Genomic DNA, 18,449 nt, shown 5'->3' with positions numbered 1-18,449 from the left:
TTTCCGTATCAGCGTGGGGATGCGCTGGGCGGGAAGCGCACATCCACCTGCAACCCGCCCAGGCGTTCGGAGCGGCCCAACTGCAGCGTTGCGCCGTGCTGCGCGGCAATCGCCTGCACTATGGCCAGGCCCAGGCCGCTGCCTGTTGCGGGCGCGGCTTCGGCAGATGCTTCTTCGCCGTGGTTCGCAGCAGCCACCGTCTGGGCGCCCCTGTAGAAGCGGTCGAACACGCGCTCGCGTTCTTCCTCGGCGATGCCGGGGCCGCTGTCTTCCACGCGCAGCAGGGGCTGGCCGCCGTCAAGTTGCAGCGACACATCGACCCGCCCGCCCGTGGGCGTGTACTTGACGGCGTTGTCCAGCAGGTTGCGCAGCAGCACGCGCAGCGCTTCAAGCTGACCGCTGACCTTCACGGGCGCGTCAGGCAGGTCGCCCGCCACACCAAGGTCTATCTGCCGGTGCTGGGCATGCGGCAGTACATCGGCCACAGCCAGCTTCACCACATCCTGCAGCGCGGCGTGTGCGCTGCCGCTGGCCGGCGTGCCTGCAGCTTCCGCACGCGCCAGCGCCAGCAGTTGCTCTACCAGCCGGATGGCGCGGTCTATGCCCTGGTTCAGCCGTGCAACGCCTGCTTCGCGCGCGGCGGGGTCGTCGTCGGGTTTGCGCAGGGCCTGTGCCTGCAGCTTGAGCGCCGTGAGCGGCGAGCGCAGCTCATGCGCGGCATCGGCAACAAAATTTTTCTGCGCATCGAAGGCGCCGCGTACCCGGCCGAAGAGCAGGTTGAGTTCGTCCACCAGCGGCCTGACCTCGTCCGGCAAATCGGTATTCGGCAGTGGCGAGAAGTCGTCGGCCGCGCGCTGCGCAACCTGTTTGCGGGCGCGCTCTATGGGCGCGAGTGAGCGGCTGATGACCCACCACACGGCCAGCATGAGCAGCGGCGTGAGCAGCGCAAACGGCAGCACAGCCCTGATGGCCAGCGCACGCGCGCGCGCGGTCCGGGCGCTCAGGTCCTGGGCAATCTGTACCGTCTGCAAAGGCGTTTGCAGCGAGTAAACGCGGTAGCGGTTGCCATTGGCTTCTACATCCGAGAAACCCAGCACCGCGCGCGGCGGCAGGGCAGAGCGTGACGAGCGAAAGAGCTGCGTGCCGTCCGGCCCCCAGATCTGCACATACAGATCAAACCCGTCGCCATCGGTGCCTTCTTCAAATGCGCCTCCCAGCGGCGCGCCGCTGCGCATGGAGCGCGCCACCTGCTGCAGGTGATCGTCAAACATGGCGTCTGCCTGCTGCAGTGCGCCGCGGTAGGCGGTGATGGCCTGCAGCACGGCGCCTAGCAGGATTGCTACCAGAATGAACCAGAGCAGGCGCGCTCTTAAAGAGTGTGTCGCGCTCATTCCCTGGGCACCAGGTAGCCCAGTCCGCGCACGGTCTGGATGAAATCATTGCCCAGCTTCTTGCGCACGCCGTGGATGTAGACCTCGACCGCGTTACTGCTGACATCGTCTTTCCAGCTGAAGAGTTTTTCTTCAAGCTGGGTGCGAGACAGCACCGCGCCTGGCCGTGCAATCAGCGGCTCCAGCACGGCCCATTCGCGGGCCGAGAGCGACACCGGCTGGCCGTTGACGGATGCCTCGCGGGTGGCGGGGTTCAGGCTGACGCCCTTGTGTTCAAACGCCGGCTCCGCGCGGCCTGCGCTGCGGCGCAGCAGGGCGCGTATGCGGGCGAGCAGTTCGTCGGTGTCATAGGGTTTGACGACATAGTCATCGGCGCCGGCGTCCAGTCCGGCGATGCGGTCGCTGACGCCATCACGCGCGGTGGCGATCAGCACCGGCACGGTGCTGCGGCGGCTGCGCAATGCGCGCAGCACATCCAGCCCATCGCGTTTGGGCAGGCCGAGGTCCAGCAGCACGAGGTCGTACCCGGCCGTACGCAGGGCCTGGTCGGCCATGCTGCCGTCACGCACCCAGTCGACGGCATAGTGCTCGCGGCGCAGCACATTGAGAACCGTCTCCCCGATCATGGCGTCGTCTTCAACCAGCAGTAAACGCATTCAAAGTCCTTTGATACCCGGAGTATGCCGCCCAAATCTTAGGTGGGCCTGATGGCCCTGCAGGGCGATCGAAGTTTCTCTAAGATTGGGGAATGACCATTTCCGAAGCGGCAGCGACTGCACCGAAATCCAGCAGTTCCCGCGCTGCTGTCCTCACCGTGGCAGGTGTGTTCTTCCTGCTGCTGCTCGACGGTTCCATTCTCAACACATCTTTGCCGCAGGTCGCGCTCAGCATGGGCGTACAGCCGCTCGCGCTCAGCCCCACGATCACCGGCTATCTGCTGGCGTCGGTCGTCGCCATGCCGCTGTCCGGCTGGCTGTGCGGCAAGTTCGGCGCACGCCGTGTCTACCTGGCGGCGATTGCGCTGTTCATGCTGTCGTCTGCCGCCTGCGGCGCATCGATGGCGCTGTGGCAACTGATTGCCGCGCGTGTGGTGCAGGGCGCAGCCGGCGGGCTGATGTTCACCGTGGGCCGCACGCTGGCCATACGCGATGCGCCCAAGTCTGACCTGCTGAACATCACCTCCATGCTGGTCTGGCCCGCCTTGCTGGCGCCCGTGCTCGGGCCGCCCATTGGAGGGCTGATCACCACCTATGCATCCTGGCGCTGGAACTTTTTGATCAATGTCCCGCTGGGGCTGGTCGCGCTGGGGCTGACGATGAAATTTGTTCCCAAAGACGGCAAGGCGCATCGCCTGCCCATGGACTGGCCGGGCGCCGCGATGACAGCCACAGGCCTGGCCGCGCTGTTCGGCGGGCTTGAGATGACGGTGATTGCCGCGTCTGAAAAAGGGCGCTGGCCGCTGGCCATGGGGCTGGTTGCGGTGGGCGCCATTCTTCTGTCGCTCGCCTTCAGGCACCTCAAACGCACCGCGCACCCGGTCATCAGCCTGGCGCCGCTGAAGGCCGACACCTTCAGGCTGGCAACGGCATCGGCCGGCATTTATTCAGCGGCCTGCCTGCATGCGACGCCCTACCTGCTGCCGCTGGGCCTGCAATTGGGTTTTGGCCTGAGTGCTGCGGCTGCCGGCGCCATGATGCTGCCCTACTTTCTGGGCAACCTGGTGATGAAGTCCATCACCAGCCCCATGCTGAGACGCTTTGGTTTCAAACAGGTGCTGCTGGTCGACGGCATGATGGCCATGCTGCTGATTGCCGTGATCGGCTTTCTCACGCCGCAGACACCTTTTGTGTTCACGGTCGCGGTGCTGGTGTTGGCCGGTGGGGTGCGCTCCATGCTGTTCACCGCCATCAACACGCTGGCTTTTGTGGATGTGAGCAATGCAGAGCGCGCGCATGCAGCAACGCTCACATCAATTTCACAATCGCTGGGCCAGACGCTGGGCATCACCATGGCGGCGCTGCTGCTTGCTGGCGCGCAAGCCTTTCATGGCGGCGCGGCGCTGGGTGTGACGGATTTCCGCATCGCCTTTGTGGGCGTTTGCATCATCGGCATCTTGAGCCTGCTGCCCTACCTGAAGCTGTCTGCGCAGGCCGGGCATGAGGTGATAGGGCGCAAGAACTAGCTTCGTTTAACCAAGCCGCGCGCGGTGCCGTGCTATCTGCGCACGCACCTGCGCCGGCGCGGTACCGCCCAGCGTGTTGCGGGCGTTCAGTGAGCCGCGCAGGCTGAGCACGTCGTACACGTCTTTCTCAATCTTCGGGTTGAACTCCTGCAGCACGGTCAGCGGCAACTCTGACAGGTCCACCGCATGTGCGGTGGCGGCCTTCACGGCGTGCGCGACGATCTCGTGTGCATCGCGGAAGGGAAGGCCCTTCTTGACAAGGTAATCGGCAAGGTCGGTGGCGGTGGCATAGCCGCGCAGGGCGGCTTTTTCCATCGCTTCGGGCTTGACGGTGATGCCGCCCACCATTTCGGCAAAGATGCGCAGCGTGTCCTTGAGCGTGTCGACGGTGTCGAACAGCGGCTCCTTGTCTTCCTGGTTGTCCTTGTTGTAGGCCAGCGGCTGACCCTTCATCAGGGTGATCAGGCCCATCAGGTGGCCGACCACACGGCCTGTCTTGCCGCGCGCCAGTTCTGGCACATCGGGGTTTTTCTTCTGCGGCATGATGGAAGAGCCGGTCGTGAAGCGGTCTGCAATTTGTATGAAGCCGAAGTTCTGGCTCATCCACAAGATCAGCTCCTCGCTCATGCGGCTGATGTGCACCATGGCCAGCGTGGCGGCGGCGGTAAATTCAATCGCAAAGTCGCGGTCGCTCACCGCGTCCAGGCTGTTCTGGCAGACGCCGTCCATACCCAGAGTGGCGGCGACACGTTCGCGGTCCAGCGGATAGCTGGTGCCTGCCAGCGCTGCCGCGCCCAAGGGCAGGCGGTTCACGCGTTTGCGGATTTCCAGCATGCGCTCGGCATCGCGGCTGAACATTTCGACATAGGCCAGCATGTGGTGGCCAAAGCTCACCGGCTGTGCCACCTGCAGATGCGTGAAGCCGGGCAGTATGACTTCGATGTTCTTGTCGGCAATATCCACCAGCGCCTTTTGCAGGTCGGTGAGCAGGTCGGTAATCAGGTCGATCTCGCCGCGCAGCCACAGGCGCACATCGGTCGCCACCTGGTCGTTCCTGGAGCGGCCGGTGTGCAGGCGCTTGCCCGCATCGCCGACGATCTGCGTCAGGCGCGCCTCGATGTTCAGGTGCACGTCTTCGAGGTCCAGCTTCCATTCAAAGGCGCCGGATTCGATTTCTGCCGTGATCTGCGCCATGCCTTTTTTGATGGACTCATGGTCTGCAGCGCCAATGATTTTTTGCGCCGCCAGCATATCTGCGTGGGCGAGCGAACCTGCAATGTCGGCCTGCCACAGGCGCTTGTCGAAAAACACGCTGGACGTGTAGCGCTTGACCAGGTCGCTCATGGGTTCGGAGAACAGGGCCGACCAGGCTTGGGACTTTTTATCGAGTTGGTTCACGGGAGGCTTTCTTTGGCGCTGGGCAGGGCGGGAGCGATTTCATTGCAGATCAGGAACGAATCAGCAGCGAAATACCCGTGAGCGGGGGGCAAACCCTGTCCACGGGGCCGCGACCAGTGCAATACTTGAGGCCTGATTTTATCTGGGGCTGCGCGCCCCCCCACCGTCCACATGCCGCTGCTGCCCGATTCAGGCCATTCCGGTCACTTTGCAGAGTCCACGCTCATGGGCAGCTTCACGTCCGGCTTGCAGGACGCTGCCGCTGCGGCGCCTGTGCGGCCCGGCATGTTTGACGCCTGCCAGGTCGGTGTGGTGCTGCGTGCTGTGCTGTTTGTCGAGGCTGTGGTGGCGGTAGGTGCGATGTTTGGCGCGGCACGCCCTTCGGACTGGGTGTTGCGCTTCGCCATACTGACAGGCGGTTTCCTGCCGGCCACGCTGGCGTGGCTGATTGTGGCCTGCGGCCTCAAAAAGTACCTCAACCGCCTGCGCACGCGAGGTCAGTGGCTGGCCGGCATCGCTCTTGGCGGCGTGGCGGGGCTTTACGGGTGCGGCCTGCTGTACTGGATGGGCCTGCTCCAGCCGGCATTGTGGTGGGCCAGCGCTGCCTCGGGCGCATTGATGTCGGCGGTATTGATGGCGGGCCTGTTCTGGCGTGCCCGGGCGCGCATGCCCGCAGAGACAACAGCCCGCCTGGCCGAACTGCAGTCACGCATTCGCCCGCACTTTCTGTTCAACACCCTCAACAGCGCCATTGCACTGGTACGTGCCGAGCCGCTCAAGGCCGAGGCCGTGCTTGAAGACCTCAGCGAGCTGTTTCGCAGCGCGCTGGCCGACCCTGCCGAATCGGTCACCCTGGGCCAGGAGATCACGTTGGCACGGCGCTATCTGGCGATTGAGGAAATACGGTTTGGCGAGCGCCTGCGTGTCGAATGGAGTCTGGACCCCCTGGCCAGCGAAGCGCGGCTGCCGCCCCTGCTGCTGCAGCCGCTGGTAGAGAACGCCATACGCCACGGCGTCGAGCCCAGCGCCAGCGGGGCGCAGGTCAAGATATCGACGGTGCGCCGCGCCGGTACGGTGGTCATCAAGGTCACCAACTCTTCGCCCTCGGGTGTGGGCGAGCGCGGCCACGGCCTGGCGCTGGCCAATGTGCGCGACCGGCTGCTGCTGCTGCATGATGTGCAGGCGCGTTTCCAGACCGTCTTCAGGGATGGCGTCTTCCAGGTCCGCATGGAGATACCGGCATGAAGCTCAGGGTGCTGGTCGTTGACGATGAGAGCCTGGCACGTGCCCGCTTGCGCACCCTGCTGGGCGATTGCACGCAGCCGGGCGCGGACGTGCATGCCGAAGCAGCCAATGCGGTTCAGGCCATGACCGCACTGCAGCGCGAAACATTTGACGTCGTGCTGCTGGACATTCACATGCCGGGCGCGGACGGACTCATGCTGGCCCGCAATATTGCAGCGCTGCCCCGTCCGCCCGCCGTGGTGTTTGTCACCGCGCATGCCGAGCACGCGGTGCAGGCTTTCGAGCTTGAAGCCGTCGATTACCTGACCAAGCCGGTGCGGCTGGAGCGCCTGCAGCAGGCGCTGCTGAAGGTGGAACGTGCAAGGCAGCCTTCACGTGAACCACAGCATGACCAGCCTGAAGAAACCCTGCTCATCCAGGACAGGGGCCGCACCGAGCGTGTACCGTTGGCCGAGGTGTTGTACCTGAAGGCCGAACTCAAATACATCACCGTGCGCACGGCCACGCGCAGCTACATCCTTGACGGTTCGCTGAGCGAGCTTGAAGAAAAATACGCAAAGCAGTTCATGCGCATACACCGCAACGCCCTTATTGCGCGCCGTGCGGTGCGTGCGCTTGAAAAGCATTTCGATCCTGAGGAGGGGGAGGGATGGGCTGTGCGGCTCAATGGCATTGATGAACTGCTGGCTGTTTCGCGGCGGCAGCTCAGTGCTGTGCGGGAAGCGATTGCCAGCTGAAGAGTTGGATAGGGTCCCGGCTGTCATACGGGGCGAGCGTTGTGCCCTTCACGCAGAAGCCGGGGGTTGCCCGGCGGCAAGTCACTTTTCTTTTGCTTCGCCAAAAGCAAAGTAACCAAAAGAAAAGGCGACCCTGTTCGTCGTCCCCTACGCTTCGCTTCGGGGCACCCTGCGATGCTCGTTCCAGCCGGGGTCTGAAACAACTCGCCTGCGGCTCAAACAAGTTTCAGCCCTGATCCGTCTGGCCCTGCGCTTCTCGGCTCCTCTCCAAGGGTTTTGGGGACGCAGTCCGAAGACTCGCCCAAAGCGCTTCGCGCTTTGGGCTCCCCGCATCCGATCCCGCAATCATCCCCAACCCCGTGGAGGCTGGGCCGAGCAGCGCAGACGGAGGCGGAAGGTCAGGCCAAACTTGTCTGAGCCGCAGGCGAGTTGTTTGGACTGCCGCCGGAGTCGAGCAGCGCAGGTTGCCCGAAGGGACCCAGACGTCGGGTCGCCTTTCTTTTGGGTACTTGTTCTTTGGCGAAGCAAAGAAAAGTGCCTCGCCCGCCGGGGCGAGACCCGGCCTGGTCGTGAAGGGCACACCTCAACGCGAAACAGGGATCGATCCCGGATCACGTAGGGGTGACGAAAGCGACTCATGTTGCTACGCTGATAATCAGCATTTCCCCCGAACACTGCAAAACAAGCCCCATGAACAGCCGAGCCGATTTCACCGCGCGCCACATCCAGCAATTCAGCAACGAGCCTGCAGTTGAAAAGGCGCTGGTGCAGGCCTTCTTCGGCGGGCGCAAGGGCTTTTATGTTGATGTGGGTGCGAACGACCCGGTGCTCGATTCGCAGTCGCAGCATCTTGAGGCGATCGGCTGGACAGGTCTGCTGGTTGAGCCTGATCCCGACTGCTGCGAACTGCTGCGCAAGACGCGCACCGGCACGGTGGTCGAGATGGCCTGCTCCAGCCCGGAAAACGCGGGCAAACAGTTGCAGCTCAACCGTGCAGGCCCGCATTCCACACTGGAGGACAAACCCATTGCGCTGGGCGCGGTGGTGCGGTCCACTGTTGCTGTGCAATGCGAAACACTTGACCATATTCTTGAAACCCACGGTGCGCAGCCCGGCTTTGACTTGCTGTCGATTGACATCGAGGGCCACGAGCTGGTGGCGCTGTCGGGTTTCAGCTTTGCAAGATGGAAACCGAAGCTGGTGCTGATTGAAGACCACGTCACGCACCTGCAAAAACACAGCCTCATGCGGCGCAGCAATTACCGCCTGCTCATGCGCACAGGGCTTAACAGCTGGTATGTGCCGGCGGAGCCGTCCTACAGTTTTTCTGCTGCGGCCAGGTTCGAATATGTCAGGAAGTATTACCTCGGCTTGCCGCTACGCAAGCTGCGCTATTCAATCGAAGCCTGACACGTGCATCGCTACTCGCGTCCACAGGCGTCCAGAAAGAGAATCTGATGACAACAGACACCGCCCCACAGACGCCAACCGCAACGCACACTTCCGGCCATCAGGATGGCCTCGCGCCCATCAATGCCGGTCATCCGGCGCAGCCTCTCATTGGTGATTCCCGTCCGCCCGACAATGCCGCCGGGCGCGAAGCGCGCACGTCGCGGACGCGCGAACCCATACAGATACACATGCCGGTCAGCGTGCGCAATCTGTCCATGGTCTTGCTGGCGAGCTTCGCGGGTCTGTATGTGCTGTACTGGGCCAAGGCCGTGTTCATTCCCTTCATGCTCGGGCTGCTGGCCAGCTATGCGCTGTCGCCCCTCGTCAACTGGGCCGAAACCAAAGGGGTGCCGCGTTCCGTCGGTGCCGGCGTGTTGTTGCTGGCCATTCTTGGCGCCATGGGCACCACGGCCTACTCACTGAGCGACGAGGCAGGAAAGCTGGTGGACTCGATGCCCGCGGCGGCACAGAAATTTACCGATGCCCTGAAGAACCGGCGCACCGCCCAGGGCAGCACGCTGGACACGGTGCAGAAAGCGGCTACACAGATAGAGCAGGCGACGCAGGGCGCGCCGGCCACCAACACGCGTGGTGCCATGCGCGTGGTGATAGAACCGACACGCTTCAATATCAAGGACTACCTCTGGTCCGGCACCATAGGCCTTATCGCGCTGCTCGGCCAGTTCACGGCGGTGGTGTTCCTGGCTTATTTCCTCATGGTCTCCGGCGATACTTTCCGGCGCAAGCTGGTCCGGCTGGCGGGCCCCAGCCTGAGCACGAAAAAAATCACCCTGGAGGCGCTCGACGAGATCACCGGGCAGATCCAGCGCTACCTGCAGGTGCAGTTGCTGACTAGCGCCATCGTCGGTGTGCTCACGGGCGTGGCGCTCGCCTTCATCGGGCTGGAAAACGCGGCCGTGTGGGGGATTGTGGCGGCCGTGCTGAACCTGGTGCCCTATGTCGGTTCGCTGGTCACTGCGGGCGCATCAGCGCTGGTCGGTTTCCTGCAGTTCGGCTCGCTCAACATGGCCTTGCTGGTGGGTGGCGCCTCGCTGGTTATCCACACCGTGGTCGGTAACCTCATCACGCCGTGGCTGACCAGCCGCGCCAGCCGCATGAATCCGGTGGCCGTGTTCGCCGGCCTGCTGGCCTGGGGCTGGCTCTGGGGTGTGTGGGGACTGCTGCTGGGCATTCCCATCCTGATGATCTTCAAGGCTGTCTGCGACCGTGTTGAAGACCTCAAGCCCGTAGGTGAGTTTCTGGGCTCATGACTCCGGCCATCGCGATCATCTATATTGGCCATTCAATTTGAGCTGGTAACGATGAGGGGTTGAATGGCATGGGCGATGCGTTGAAAAATATCAGGCTGGCGGCGGTACAGGCCTCGTCGGTGCATCTGGACCGCGATGCGACCGTTGAAAAAGCCTGTGGCCTGATCCGTGAAGCCGGCAGGGCCGGAGCCGCGCTGGTCGGCTTTCCCGAAGGATTCATTCCGGCCCACCCCTCGTGGTTCACCGTGCAGCCCGGTACCGGCAGGATCAGCCTGGGACTTTCGCAAAAGCTGTTCCAGAACTCGGTGATCATCCCCGGCGAGCAAACCGACAAACTCGGTGAGGCCTGCCGGGATGCGGGCGTCACCGCCGTCATCGGCCTCTGTGAAAAGCGTGCGGGCACCACCGGCACCATGTTCAATACCCAGCTGTTCATCGGGCCTGATGGCAGCATTCTCGGCAAGCACCAGAAGCTGATGCCCACGCTGGCCGAGCGCATTGTGCACACCGGCGGCTGGGGCGACACGCTTAAGGCTTATGAGGCGCCATTCGGCATGGTCAGCGGCCTGATCTGCGGTGAAAACGCCAACCCGCTGGCCGCCAGTGCCCTCATGGCCATGTACCCGGTGGCGCATGTCGCTTCATGGCCGGCGTTTGTGTCGCCAGCCGTGAAGCTCTCGGACGTCATCATGGCCATCAGCCGTGGTCTCGCCTACAGCATGGGCTGTTTTGTCATCAATGCCACCGGCGTTGTGGACGATGCGGCGCTGGACGATTTTCAGCTGGAAGGCGATGCCCGCGCCACCCTGGAAAAACTCAGGGGCGTGGGCTACGCCTCCATCATCGGCCCCAGCGGCCAGGTCTTGAGCCAGCCGCTGGACGGCGAGGGCATTGTGTATGCCGACGTTGATCTGAACGACACCATGGTGTCGAAAATCCTCAACGACTTCGCCGGCCACTACAACCGGCCCGATGTGTTCACCCTGTATGTCAACGATGCGGTGCCGGCCATGGTGAGTCGTAGCGGCGTGAATCCACCGCAATTGCCTGATGGCGAGTCTTGACGCCCTGATTGCCCATGCGGCTGAACTCATAGACCAGGCCGATGGTCTGGTCGTTGCGGCTGGTGCGGGAATGGGCGTGGATTCCGGCCTGCCTGATTTTCGCGGCAAGGAGGGCTTCTGGCAGGCTTACCCGGCACTGGCGCAGGCGAAGATCGACTTCCACGAGATCGCCTCGCCGCAGAGTTTTGAAGCCAGCCCGGCGCTGGCCTGGGGCTTTTACGGTCATCGGCTGAAGCTTTACCGCGCGACAGAGCCACATGAGGGTTTCGGTTTGCTCAGGCAGTGGGGCCAGAGCGCCGCCATGGGTTACAGCGTCTTCACCAGCAATGTGGATGGCCAGTTTCAGAAAGCGGGTTTTGATGCACAGACCATCCATGAATGCCACGGTTCGCTGCATCACCTGCAGTGCATGGACTGCAGCGTAGCTTCAGGCGGCATCTGGCCGGCCGATGCGTTTGTGCCTGAAGTTGATGAGGTCAATTGCCTGTTGCTCAACGAGTTGCCGCGCTGCCCGGCCTGCGGTGGCCTCGCGCGCCCCAACGTGCTCATGTTCAACGATTGGGGCTGGCTGGAGCAGCGCGCGGCACAGCAGCAGTCGCGGCAGGAGGCATGGCTGGCCACGGTCAGCCGGCCGGTGGTGATAGAGCTGGGTGCGGGCACTGCGATTCCGTCGGTGCGGCATTTCAGCCAGCGTGTTGTCCACCAGCACGGCGGGCGGCTGGTGCGCATCAACCTGCGTGAAGCGGCTGTGCCGTCCAGCCTGGACGTGGGTTTGCCCATGGGCGCGCTGGTGGGGCTGCGGGCGATTGACCGGGCGCTGGAAGCCGGTTGAGGCCAATTTTTAACGTTGACGTTAAAAATTTAATGTGTACGTTAAAAAATCAGAAAAAGACGGTTTCAGGAAGGTGATGGGATTGGCAAAACCGCTCAAAACGCCTGAAAAAGCCCAATTTCAGGTGCCAAATTGGCCTCCAGCCCTTTAAATGCGCACGTGAGCAGCTATCGAATTGATAGTGAACGGCGTGGGCCCTCACGGCAGGGGGTAGCTGCCCGGCGACAATACCGGCATGGCCATGATCCTAGAAACCGCAGTTGACCGCTCGTTTACCTTTGGAGCGCCGAATGTTCATTGAGTTTTTCTGCGCCGATGGAGTTCAACTCGTGCGCAAGAGCGCTATGCACCCGAAGGCACAGTGCTCGCTGCGCCATGCTGTGTTACTCGTCCTTGCGCACAAGGGTGCGCTGCGTCCTCGCGCCTTGCCTGGCACCCCAAGCGCGGTGCCCTCCGATGCATTCAACTGCGGTTTCTAGGATGATGCAACTTCAGGACATTCTCTTTTCACAGGGCTTTGGCACACGTCGTGTCTGCGCAGGTCTGGTTCAGCAGGGCCATGTGGCCGTTGATGGCAAAACGATAGACGACCCAACCGAAGAGCTTGAAGCCACCGGCCTCCAGTTCGTTGTGCAGGGCACCCCGTGGGAATACCACGAGAAGGCCTACCTCATGCTGCACAAACCTGCGGGCTATGAATGCTCGCAAAAGCCCAGCACCTATCCCAGCATCTACACACTGCTGCCCGCGCCGATTCGCCAGCGCGGCGGCGGTGCGGCTGCCGGTGTGCAGGCGGTCGGGCGGCTGGACCAGGACACCACAGGCCTGCTGCTGCTGTCGGACGACGGCAAATTCATCCACCGCATGAGCTCGCCCAAACACCATGTGCCCAAGGTGTACGAAGTGCGCGCCAAACACCCGGTAGACGACAAGCAGGTGCAAAAGCTGTTGTCGGGCGTGGTGCTGGATGATGACCCCAAACCCGTCAAGGCGGCCGCCTGCGAAAAAACCGGTGACAACACCCTTAGCCTGACGCTGACCGAAGGCAAGTACCACCAGGTCAAACGCATGATTGCCGCTGTGGGCAACCGGGTTGAAGAAGTGGCCGGCCTGCACCGCTCGCGTATTGGCGATCTGCAGCTGCCCGGGGACCTCAAGCCTGGCGGCTGGCGCTGGCTGACGGCGCAGGACCTGCTGGATATTGCGGGTAAAAAAGCCTAGGGCAAATCGATAAGGAAGTTGGCAACCGCAGCTATCACCTGTTGCGGCTGGTCGCGCTGTGGTGAATGGCCGCAATCGGCCAGCCTGAGCTGCTGTGCATGAGGCGCGGCCTTTGCGATTTCATCAAGCTGCAGCAAGGTGCCGTATTCGTCATCCAGGCCCTGAACCAGCAGCAGCGGTGCGGTGATGCCCGCACATGCGGCGCGGACGTCGAAGCTGCGAAAACCCCCAGACAGCCAGATGTCATTCCATTGCCAGAAGGCGCCGTCGACATCGGCATGGTGCTTTGCCAGCGGTTCGCGCAGCCCGCCCGACTCGAACATGGTTTTGGCGCCGGCGATGGCGGTGACCGAGATGTCCTCCACGATCACATGCGGCGCCATGGCGATGCAGGCCGTCACGGGAAAGCGGCTGGCGTGCAGGAGGGCGATGGTCGCGCCGTCAGAGTGGCCCAGCAGCACGGGCTTTGCGATGCCCAGGTCGCCGAGCAGCGCAGGCAGTACCCTCCACGCCTCGACATGCATGTAGTCTGGTTTGAGGTAATTGCGCACCGGGGGCACAGGCGATGACTGCCCATAGCCGCGCCGTGAATACACGATGCCAGCCCGGCCCGTGGCCGCGCATACGGCGGCTGGCCAGTCCAGGCCGCGCTGCGTCCACAGGCTGACAGAGCCCAAGCCTTCATGCAGAAAAACCAGCGGCGCCAGGGTGGCCGGGCCGGCAATCTGTTTGACCTCCAGTTGCGTATCGTCAACAAGCCGTAAATTCATCCCGCTATCGTAAGTGATGCCCTTACTTCCACAGGCGTTTCAGCCTGTCCAGCGTGCCCGGCCCGGTACACTAGCCAATTGACACGATAGACCTCAGAAAGCCCGTTTTGTGACTGTTTCCCTTCGTTTTCCGGCCTTTGGGCTGATGGCCTCAACGTTCGCCCTGACTGGCATCCTGTGTGTTCCGGCGCTGGCCCAGACGCCCGCCAAACCAGCGGCCTCTGCCGCCGCACCAAGTGCATCGGCTGCTGCAGCGCCCAAACCGGCGCAGCCCGCAGCGGCCATGACCAACCCCGTGTTTGTGCTCAATTCGCTCGACGACAGCGTCAGCGTCATCAGCCCCGTGACCTGGGCCGAGACCAAACGCATCCCCACCGGCAAGCAGCCTCACCACATCTACCTGACGCCGGATGAAAAATCGGTCATCGTCGCCAACGCACTGTCGGATTCGCTGACCTTTATCGACCCCAAAACCGCCGAAGTGCAGCGCACCATACGCGGCATCATTGACCCCTACCAGCTGCGGTTTTCGCCGGACATGAAATGGTTTGTCACGGCAGCCAACCGCCTGAACCACATCGACATCTACAAGTGGGACGGCAAGGACATCACGCTGGTCAAGCGCGTGCCCACCGGCAAGACCCCCAGCCATTTGTGGATAGACAGCAAGAGCACCACGATTTATTCGACCATGCAGGACAGTGACGAACTGATCGCGCTCGACCTGGCCACGCAAACCGTGAAGTGGCGTACCAAAACCGGCTCGATCCCCGCAGACGTTTATGGCACGGCCGATGACAAATTCCTGCTGGTCGGCCTGACCGGCAGTGATGCAGTTGAGGTCTATGACGTCAGCGGCAAGACGCCTGTGCGCCACAAGAGCATCAAGACCGGCGCCGGCGCCCATGCCTTCCGCGCCTTTGGTGACCAGCGCCATGTGCTGGTGAGCAACCGCGTGGCCAACAGCATCAGCAGGATAGACCTGCAGACGCTGGAAGTGGTTGACAACTACCCTGCACCTGGCGGCCCGGACTGTATCGACGTGAGCCGCGACGGCAAGCAGATCATGGTCACCTCGCGCTGGGCCCGCAAGCTCACCGTCATCGATGTCGCCACGCGCAAGATCGTCCGCCAGGTCAATGTCGGAAAGAGCCCCCACGGTGTCTGGACGCTGGACCACTCCCCACGCTAGAAGCGCCATGCGGCTCGCCACCTTCGCGCTGGCGGCAGGCTGCGCATTTTTGGCCGGTATAGCCAAGGCTCAACCGGCTTGCAAACCGGTTTACCTGACGCTTGACACAGGCCATATGGAGGTCGCGCCCCTGATGGCTGACCTCCTGAACAAGTACCAGGTCAAGGTTACTTTTTTTGCGGCCAATGAGCGCACGAAGACCGGCGACGGCAGCCTGGGCAAGGACTGGGCGCCGTGGTGGAAGGCGCGTGCGGCCGAGGGGCATGAATTTGCTTCGCACACCTTCGACCACACCTACTGGCGTGGCGATGTGGCTGGCAATCCAGTCAGCTTCAAAATGCGGCCCTCCGCAGGCCCACAAGAGGGCAAGGATTTCACCTGGACGGCAAAGCAGTATTGCGAAGAGATCGCCAAATCCAGTACCCGCCTGCAGGACATCACCGGCAAAAAACCGCTGCCACTGTTCCGTGCGCCGGGTGGCAAGACCTCACCTGCGCTGCTGGCTGCCGCAAAGTCATGCGGCTATGAACATGTGGGCTGGTCGCCTGCAGGCTTTCTGGGCGACGAGTTGCCCAGCGATAAATTTCCCAACGATGCCTTGCTGAAAAAAGCGTTGCAGGGCATCAAACCCGGCGACATCCTGCTGGCGCACCTCGGTATCTGGTCGCGCAAGGACGCCTGGGCGCCCGCTGTTTTTGAGCCGCTCATCACCGGCCTGCAGTCACGCGGCTTCTGCTTCAAGACCTTGCGCGAACACCCCCAGTACAAGGCCTGGATTGACAGCCGCATGGGCGCGCCAAATACAGCGCCTGCAAAATAGAAGCCATGGGCTGGTTCACGGATCTTTTCGGCAATGTGCAGGAGTGGCTGTTCAATGCGGTGGCGCAGCCGCTGCTGTTTTCGATGGGCATGGCCAACTTTCTGGAAGATGGCTACCAGGCCACCGCGTGGCTGCTGGCGGGTGTCATTCAAATCATCGTTTTGCTGGCCATCATCGGGCCGCTTCAGCGCTGGCGGCCAGTTGAGCCGGTGACTGACCGCGCCACCATACGCACCGACATCCTCTACACGCTGATCCACCGTCTCGGCGTGTTTCGCGTCGTCCTGTTCTTCACGCTAGAGCCATGGTTTGACGAGTTGTTTGGCATCTTGCGCGCCGCAGGTTACGGCACCTTTCACCTCGACCAGATATGGCCCGGCGTGACCGACAACGCCATCGTGAGTTTTCTGATTTACCTGGTGGTGTTTGACTTTGTCGCCTACTGGACGCACCGTGGCCAGCACCATGTTGAATGGTGGTGGCGCCTGCATTCGCTGCACCATGCGCAGCGGCAGATGACCATGTGGAGCGACAACCGCAACCACCTGGCAGACGATGTGATCAATGACGTGATCGTCGTGCTGGTCGCGCAGCTCATAGGCGTGGCGCCAGGGCAGTTTGTGGCGCTTGTCGCATTCACGCAATTGAGTGAAAGTTTCCAGCACGCCAACCTGCGTCTGTCGTTTGGCCGCATTGGCGAATACCTGTGGGTGAGCCCGCGCTTTCACCGCGTGCATCACAGCATTGGCATAGGGCATGAAAGCCTGAAGAACGAACAGACTGTTCTGGGTGGCCATAACTTCGGTGTACTGCTGCCGTGGTGGGATGTACTGTTCGGCACAGCCAACTTCCAGCAGCGTTACGACCCGACGGGCATACGTGACCAGGTTGAAGCCAATCGCGATTACGGCCGTGGATTCTGGTCGCAGCAATGGGTAGGTTTAAAGCGCCTGTTCGGCAAAGCCTGACCGCGTTATCCTCTGCCTATGGGCAAACTCCTCGACTCTTTCTGGCGCGCGGCCATGTATTGCCTGCATCCGCGGGTGATCGCGCTGTCTGTGCTGCCGCTGGTCATCATGGCAGCGCTGTCGCTGGGTCTGGGTTACTTCTTCTGGGAAAGCACCATTGCCGCGATACGCAACAACCTGGACAGTTATGAACTCGTGAGTTCCATGGTGCGCTGGATCGAGGGCCTGGGCCTGTCCAACCTGCGTGTGGTGCTTGCGCCTGTGCTGCTGCTGTTCATGGCGATTCCGGTGATCGTCATCGTTTCGCTACTGTTCGTCGCGCTGTTCATGACGCCGTCCATGGTGGCGCTGGTGGCCGAGCGGCGCTTCCCGCAACTGGAGCGCAAAAAGGGCGGCTCCATGGTCGCCAGCGTGTTCTGGTCGCTGGGCTCCACGCTGCTGGCGTTGATTGCGCTGGTGTTGTCCATCCCGCTCTGGCTGGTACCGCCGCTGATTCTCATACTGCCGCCATTGATCTGGGGCTGGCTGACTTACCGCGTGATGTCTTACGACGCCATGGTGGACCACGCCAGCAGCGAGGAGCGTCGCCAGATATTCAGGGAACACCGCGTGCAGCTGCTCGGCATTGGCATCATCAGCGGCTACCTGGGCGCAGCTCCCAGCATCCTGTGGGCGTCTGGCGCCATGTTTGTGGCGATGGCGCCTATCCTGGTGCCGGCCGCGATCTGGATCTACACGCTGGTATTCGCCTTTTCATCGCTCTGGTTCGCGCATTACACGCTGGCCGCGCTGGAGCAGCTCAGGCAGAAAAACAATGCTTTCGCGCCCGACCCGCTGGCGCAACAGGCCGTCTCATCCATTGCCACCGACCTCGCACCCCAAGCCTTGCCGGGACCTGCGCCGGGCTTTGGCATGCCGGGCGGCAAGACTGACCTTCCTCCCTGAATCCCTTCCGCAATTTCCCAAACCGCATGACCACATCTTTTGGCATTGTCATCATTGGCGATGAAATCCTTTCCGGCAAACGCGCTGACAAGCACCTGCCCAAATTCATAGAACTGCTGGGCGCACGCGGCCTGCAGCTGTCGTTTGCCGACTATGTGGGCGACGACCCGGATCGGATCACGGCCACCCTGGCCCGCGCCTTTGAGGGCGCGCGCAAGTCGGGCGATGTGGTGTTCTCCTGCGGCGGCATAGGTGCCACGCCCGATGACCACACGCGCCAGTGCGCCGCGAAGGCGCTGGGCGTCGGGCTTGCGCTGCACCCCGAGGCGAAGCTGCTCATCACGGAACGCATGAAGGACACCGCAAAAGAGCAGGGCGTGCCGTTTGACCCGGACCGGCATGACAACATCCACCGCCTCAACATGGGTGTGTTCCCGGTCGGTGCGGAGATCATCACCAACCCCTACAACAAGATTCCCGGGTTTTCAATTTATCCGGGGCAAAGTCCGCAAGTGCGCCGCGCCGGGCCGCCCCAAGCAAGCACAGCCCCCTCGGGGGGCAGCGACCCACACGCAGTGGGGAAGCGTGGGGGCGTACATTTTCTTCCCGGCTTTCCTGTCATGGCCTGGCCCATGATGGAGGCAGTGCTGGACCAGAAATACAAACACCTTCACAGGACCGAGGCCTATGTCGAAAAATCCGTGATCGTGTTTGGCTCCATGGAGGCCACACTGACGCCGCTGATGCAGGACATCGAAGCGGCGCATCCGGGCGTCAAGGTGTTCAGCCTGCCCAGCGTTGACCATCCCACCTATGGCCGTCACATCGAACTGGGGGTCAAAGGCATGCCTGCATCTGTCGATGCAGCCTATCCGGAGCTGCTTTCCGGCGTCCGGAAATTTGACTTCAAGATTGGCCCCGAATTGGTGCGATAACAAAACGCACCATATTTGTGTCATTT

At 62.4% G+C, this 18,449-nt stretch carries 17 protein-coding genes; 13 read left to right on the top strand and 4 right to left on the bottom strand.

Annotated features, from left to right (window positions below):
* Nucleotides 1-8: 8 nt before the first annotated feature.
* Nucleotides 9-1,391 (bottom strand): ATP-binding protein, encoded by a 1,383-nt coding sequence (locus HYX42_RS11195; RefSeq protein WP_293402909.1) that lies wholly within the window; start codon nucleotides 1,389-1,391, stop codon nucleotides 9-11.
* Entirely contained in the window at nucleotides 1,388-2,047 is a 660-nt protein-coding gene (locus tag HYX42_RS11190) for a response regulator transcription factor (protein ID WP_293402907.1), read from the bottom strand. The genes HYX42_RS11195 and HYX42_RS11190 overlap by 4 nt, the downstream gene beginning before the upstream one ends.
* A gap of 92 nt (nucleotides 2,048-2,139) precedes the next feature.
* Between HYX42_RS11190 and HYX42_RS11185 the strand changes: the two genes are divergently transcribed.
* Complete coding sequence (locus HYX42_RS11185; protein WP_293402905.1) at nucleotides 2,140-3,573, top strand: MFS transporter; 1,434 nt, start codon at nucleotides 2,140-2,142, stop codon at nucleotides 3,571-3,573.
* Between the two features lie 6 nt (nucleotides 3,574-3,579).
* Here the strand turns inward: HYX42_RS11185 and argH are convergent, their stop codons facing one another.
* Nucleotides 3,580-4,971, bottom strand: coding sequence for an argininosuccinate lyase (gene argH, locus HYX42_RS11180; protein ID WP_293402903.1), 1,392 nt, complete (start codon nucleotides 4,969-4,971; stop codon nucleotides 3,580-3,582).
* Nucleotides 4,972-5,196: 225 nt separating this feature from the next.
* Between argH and HYX42_RS11175 the strand changes: the two genes are divergently transcribed.
* The 7 genes from HYX42_RS11175 (at nucleotide 5,197) to HYX42_RS11145 (ending at nucleotide 12,793) form a co-directional block, all read left to right on the top strand.
* Nucleotides 5,197-6,216, top strand: coding sequence for a histidine kinase (locus HYX42_RS11175; protein WP_293403491.1), 1,020 nt, complete (start codon nucleotides 5,197-5,199; stop codon nucleotides 6,214-6,216).
* Nucleotides 6,213-6,953 carry a LytTR family DNA-binding domain-containing protein gene (locus tag HYX42_RS11170; protein WP_293402901.1) on the top strand — a complete coding sequence of 247 codons (741 nt, stop codon included), beginning with the start codon at nucleotides 6,213-6,215 and terminating at the stop codon, nucleotides 6,951-6,953. The genes HYX42_RS11175 and HYX42_RS11170 overlap by 4 nt, the downstream gene beginning before the upstream one ends.
* A gap of 690 nt (nucleotides 6,954-7,643) precedes the next feature.
* A complete protein-coding gene (locus tag HYX42_RS11165; protein ID WP_293402899.1) occupies nucleotides 7,644-8,363 on the top strand; it encodes an FkbM family methyltransferase in 720 nt (239 codons plus the stop codon).
* Between the two features lie 230 nt (nucleotides 8,364-8,593).
* Complete coding sequence (locus HYX42_RS11160) at nucleotides 8,594-9,676, top strand: AI-2E family transporter (RefSeq protein ID WP_293403489.1); 1,083 nt, start codon at nucleotides 8,594-8,596, stop codon at nucleotides 9,674-9,676.
* Between the two features lie 68 nt (nucleotides 9,677-9,744).
* Nucleotides 9,745-10,740 (top strand): carbon-nitrogen hydrolase family protein, encoded by a 996-nt coding sequence (locus HYX42_RS11155; protein WP_293402897.1) that lies wholly within the window; start codon nucleotides 9,745-9,747, stop codon nucleotides 10,738-10,740.
* Nucleotides 10,727-11,572 (top strand): Sir2 family NAD-dependent protein deacetylase, encoded by an 846-nt coding sequence (locus tag HYX42_RS11150; RefSeq protein ID WP_293402895.1) that lies wholly within the window; start codon nucleotides 10,727-10,729, stop codon nucleotides 11,570-11,572. Before HYX42_RS11155 ends, HYX42_RS11150 begins: the two co-directional genes overlap by 14 nt.
* 483 nt (nucleotides 11,573-12,055) lie before the next feature.
* Entirely contained in the window at nucleotides 12,056-12,793 is a 738-nt protein-coding gene (locus HYX42_RS11145; RefSeq protein ID WP_293402893.1) for a 16S rRNA pseudouridine(516) synthase, read from the top strand.
* Here the strand turns inward: HYX42_RS11145 and HYX42_RS11140 are convergent.
* Nucleotides 12,790-13,563, bottom strand: coding sequence for an alpha/beta hydrolase (locus HYX42_RS11140; protein WP_293402891.1), 774 nt, complete (start codon nucleotides 13,561-13,563; stop codon nucleotides 12,790-12,792). The genes HYX42_RS11145 and HYX42_RS11140 overlap by 4 nt on opposite strands.
* A gap of 145 nt (nucleotides 13,564-13,708) precedes the next feature.
* On the opposite strand from HYX42_RS11140, the gene HYX42_RS11135 reads away from it, so the two are divergent.
* Genes HYX42_RS11135 through HYX42_RS11115 form a run of 5 tightly spaced genes read left to right on the top strand, consistent with a single transcriptional unit; the run spans nucleotide 13,709 to nucleotide 18,423 of the window.
* Nucleotides 13,709-14,755 carry a YncE family protein gene (locus HYX42_RS11135; protein WP_366931150.1) on the top strand — a complete coding sequence of 349 codons (1,047 nt, stop codon included), beginning with the start codon at nucleotides 13,709-13,711 and terminating at the stop codon, nucleotides 14,753-14,755.
* 7 nt (nucleotides 14,756-14,762) lie between these two features.
* Nucleotides 14,763-15,575: a polysaccharide deacetylase family protein gene (locus HYX42_RS11130; protein WP_293402889.1), complete on the top strand. Its 813-nt coding sequence runs from the start codon at nucleotides 14,763-14,765 to the stop codon at nucleotides 15,573-15,575.
* A gap of 5 nt (nucleotides 15,576-15,580) precedes the next feature.
* Complete coding sequence (locus HYX42_RS11125; protein ID WP_293402887.1) at nucleotides 15,581-16,543, top strand: sterol desaturase family protein; 963 nt, start codon at nucleotides 15,581-15,583, stop codon at nucleotides 16,541-16,543.
* 18 nt (nucleotides 16,544-16,561) lie between these two features.
* Nucleotides 16,562-17,488, top strand: a complete 927-nt coding sequence (locus HYX42_RS11120; RefSeq protein WP_293402885.1) for an EI24 domain-containing protein — start codon at nucleotides 16,562-16,564, stop codon at nucleotides 17,486-17,488.
* A gap of 26 nt (nucleotides 17,489-17,514) precedes the next feature.
* Nucleotides 17,515-18,423 (top strand): molybdopterin-binding protein, encoded by a 909-nt coding sequence (locus HYX42_RS11115; protein WP_293402883.1) that lies wholly within the window; start codon nucleotides 17,515-17,517, stop codon nucleotides 18,421-18,423.
* Nucleotides 18,424-18,449: the final 26 nt, after the last annotated feature.

The sequence above is a fragment of the Polaromonas sp. genome (genome assembly GCF_016185115.1).
In the GTDB taxonomy this organism is placed as follows: Bacteria; Pseudomonadota; Gammaproteobacteria; order Burkholderiales; family Burkholderiaceae_C; genus Polaromonas.
Note: the sequence above shows the minus strand (reverse complement) of the source record. Positions and strands in the feature narration are given on the sequence as shown.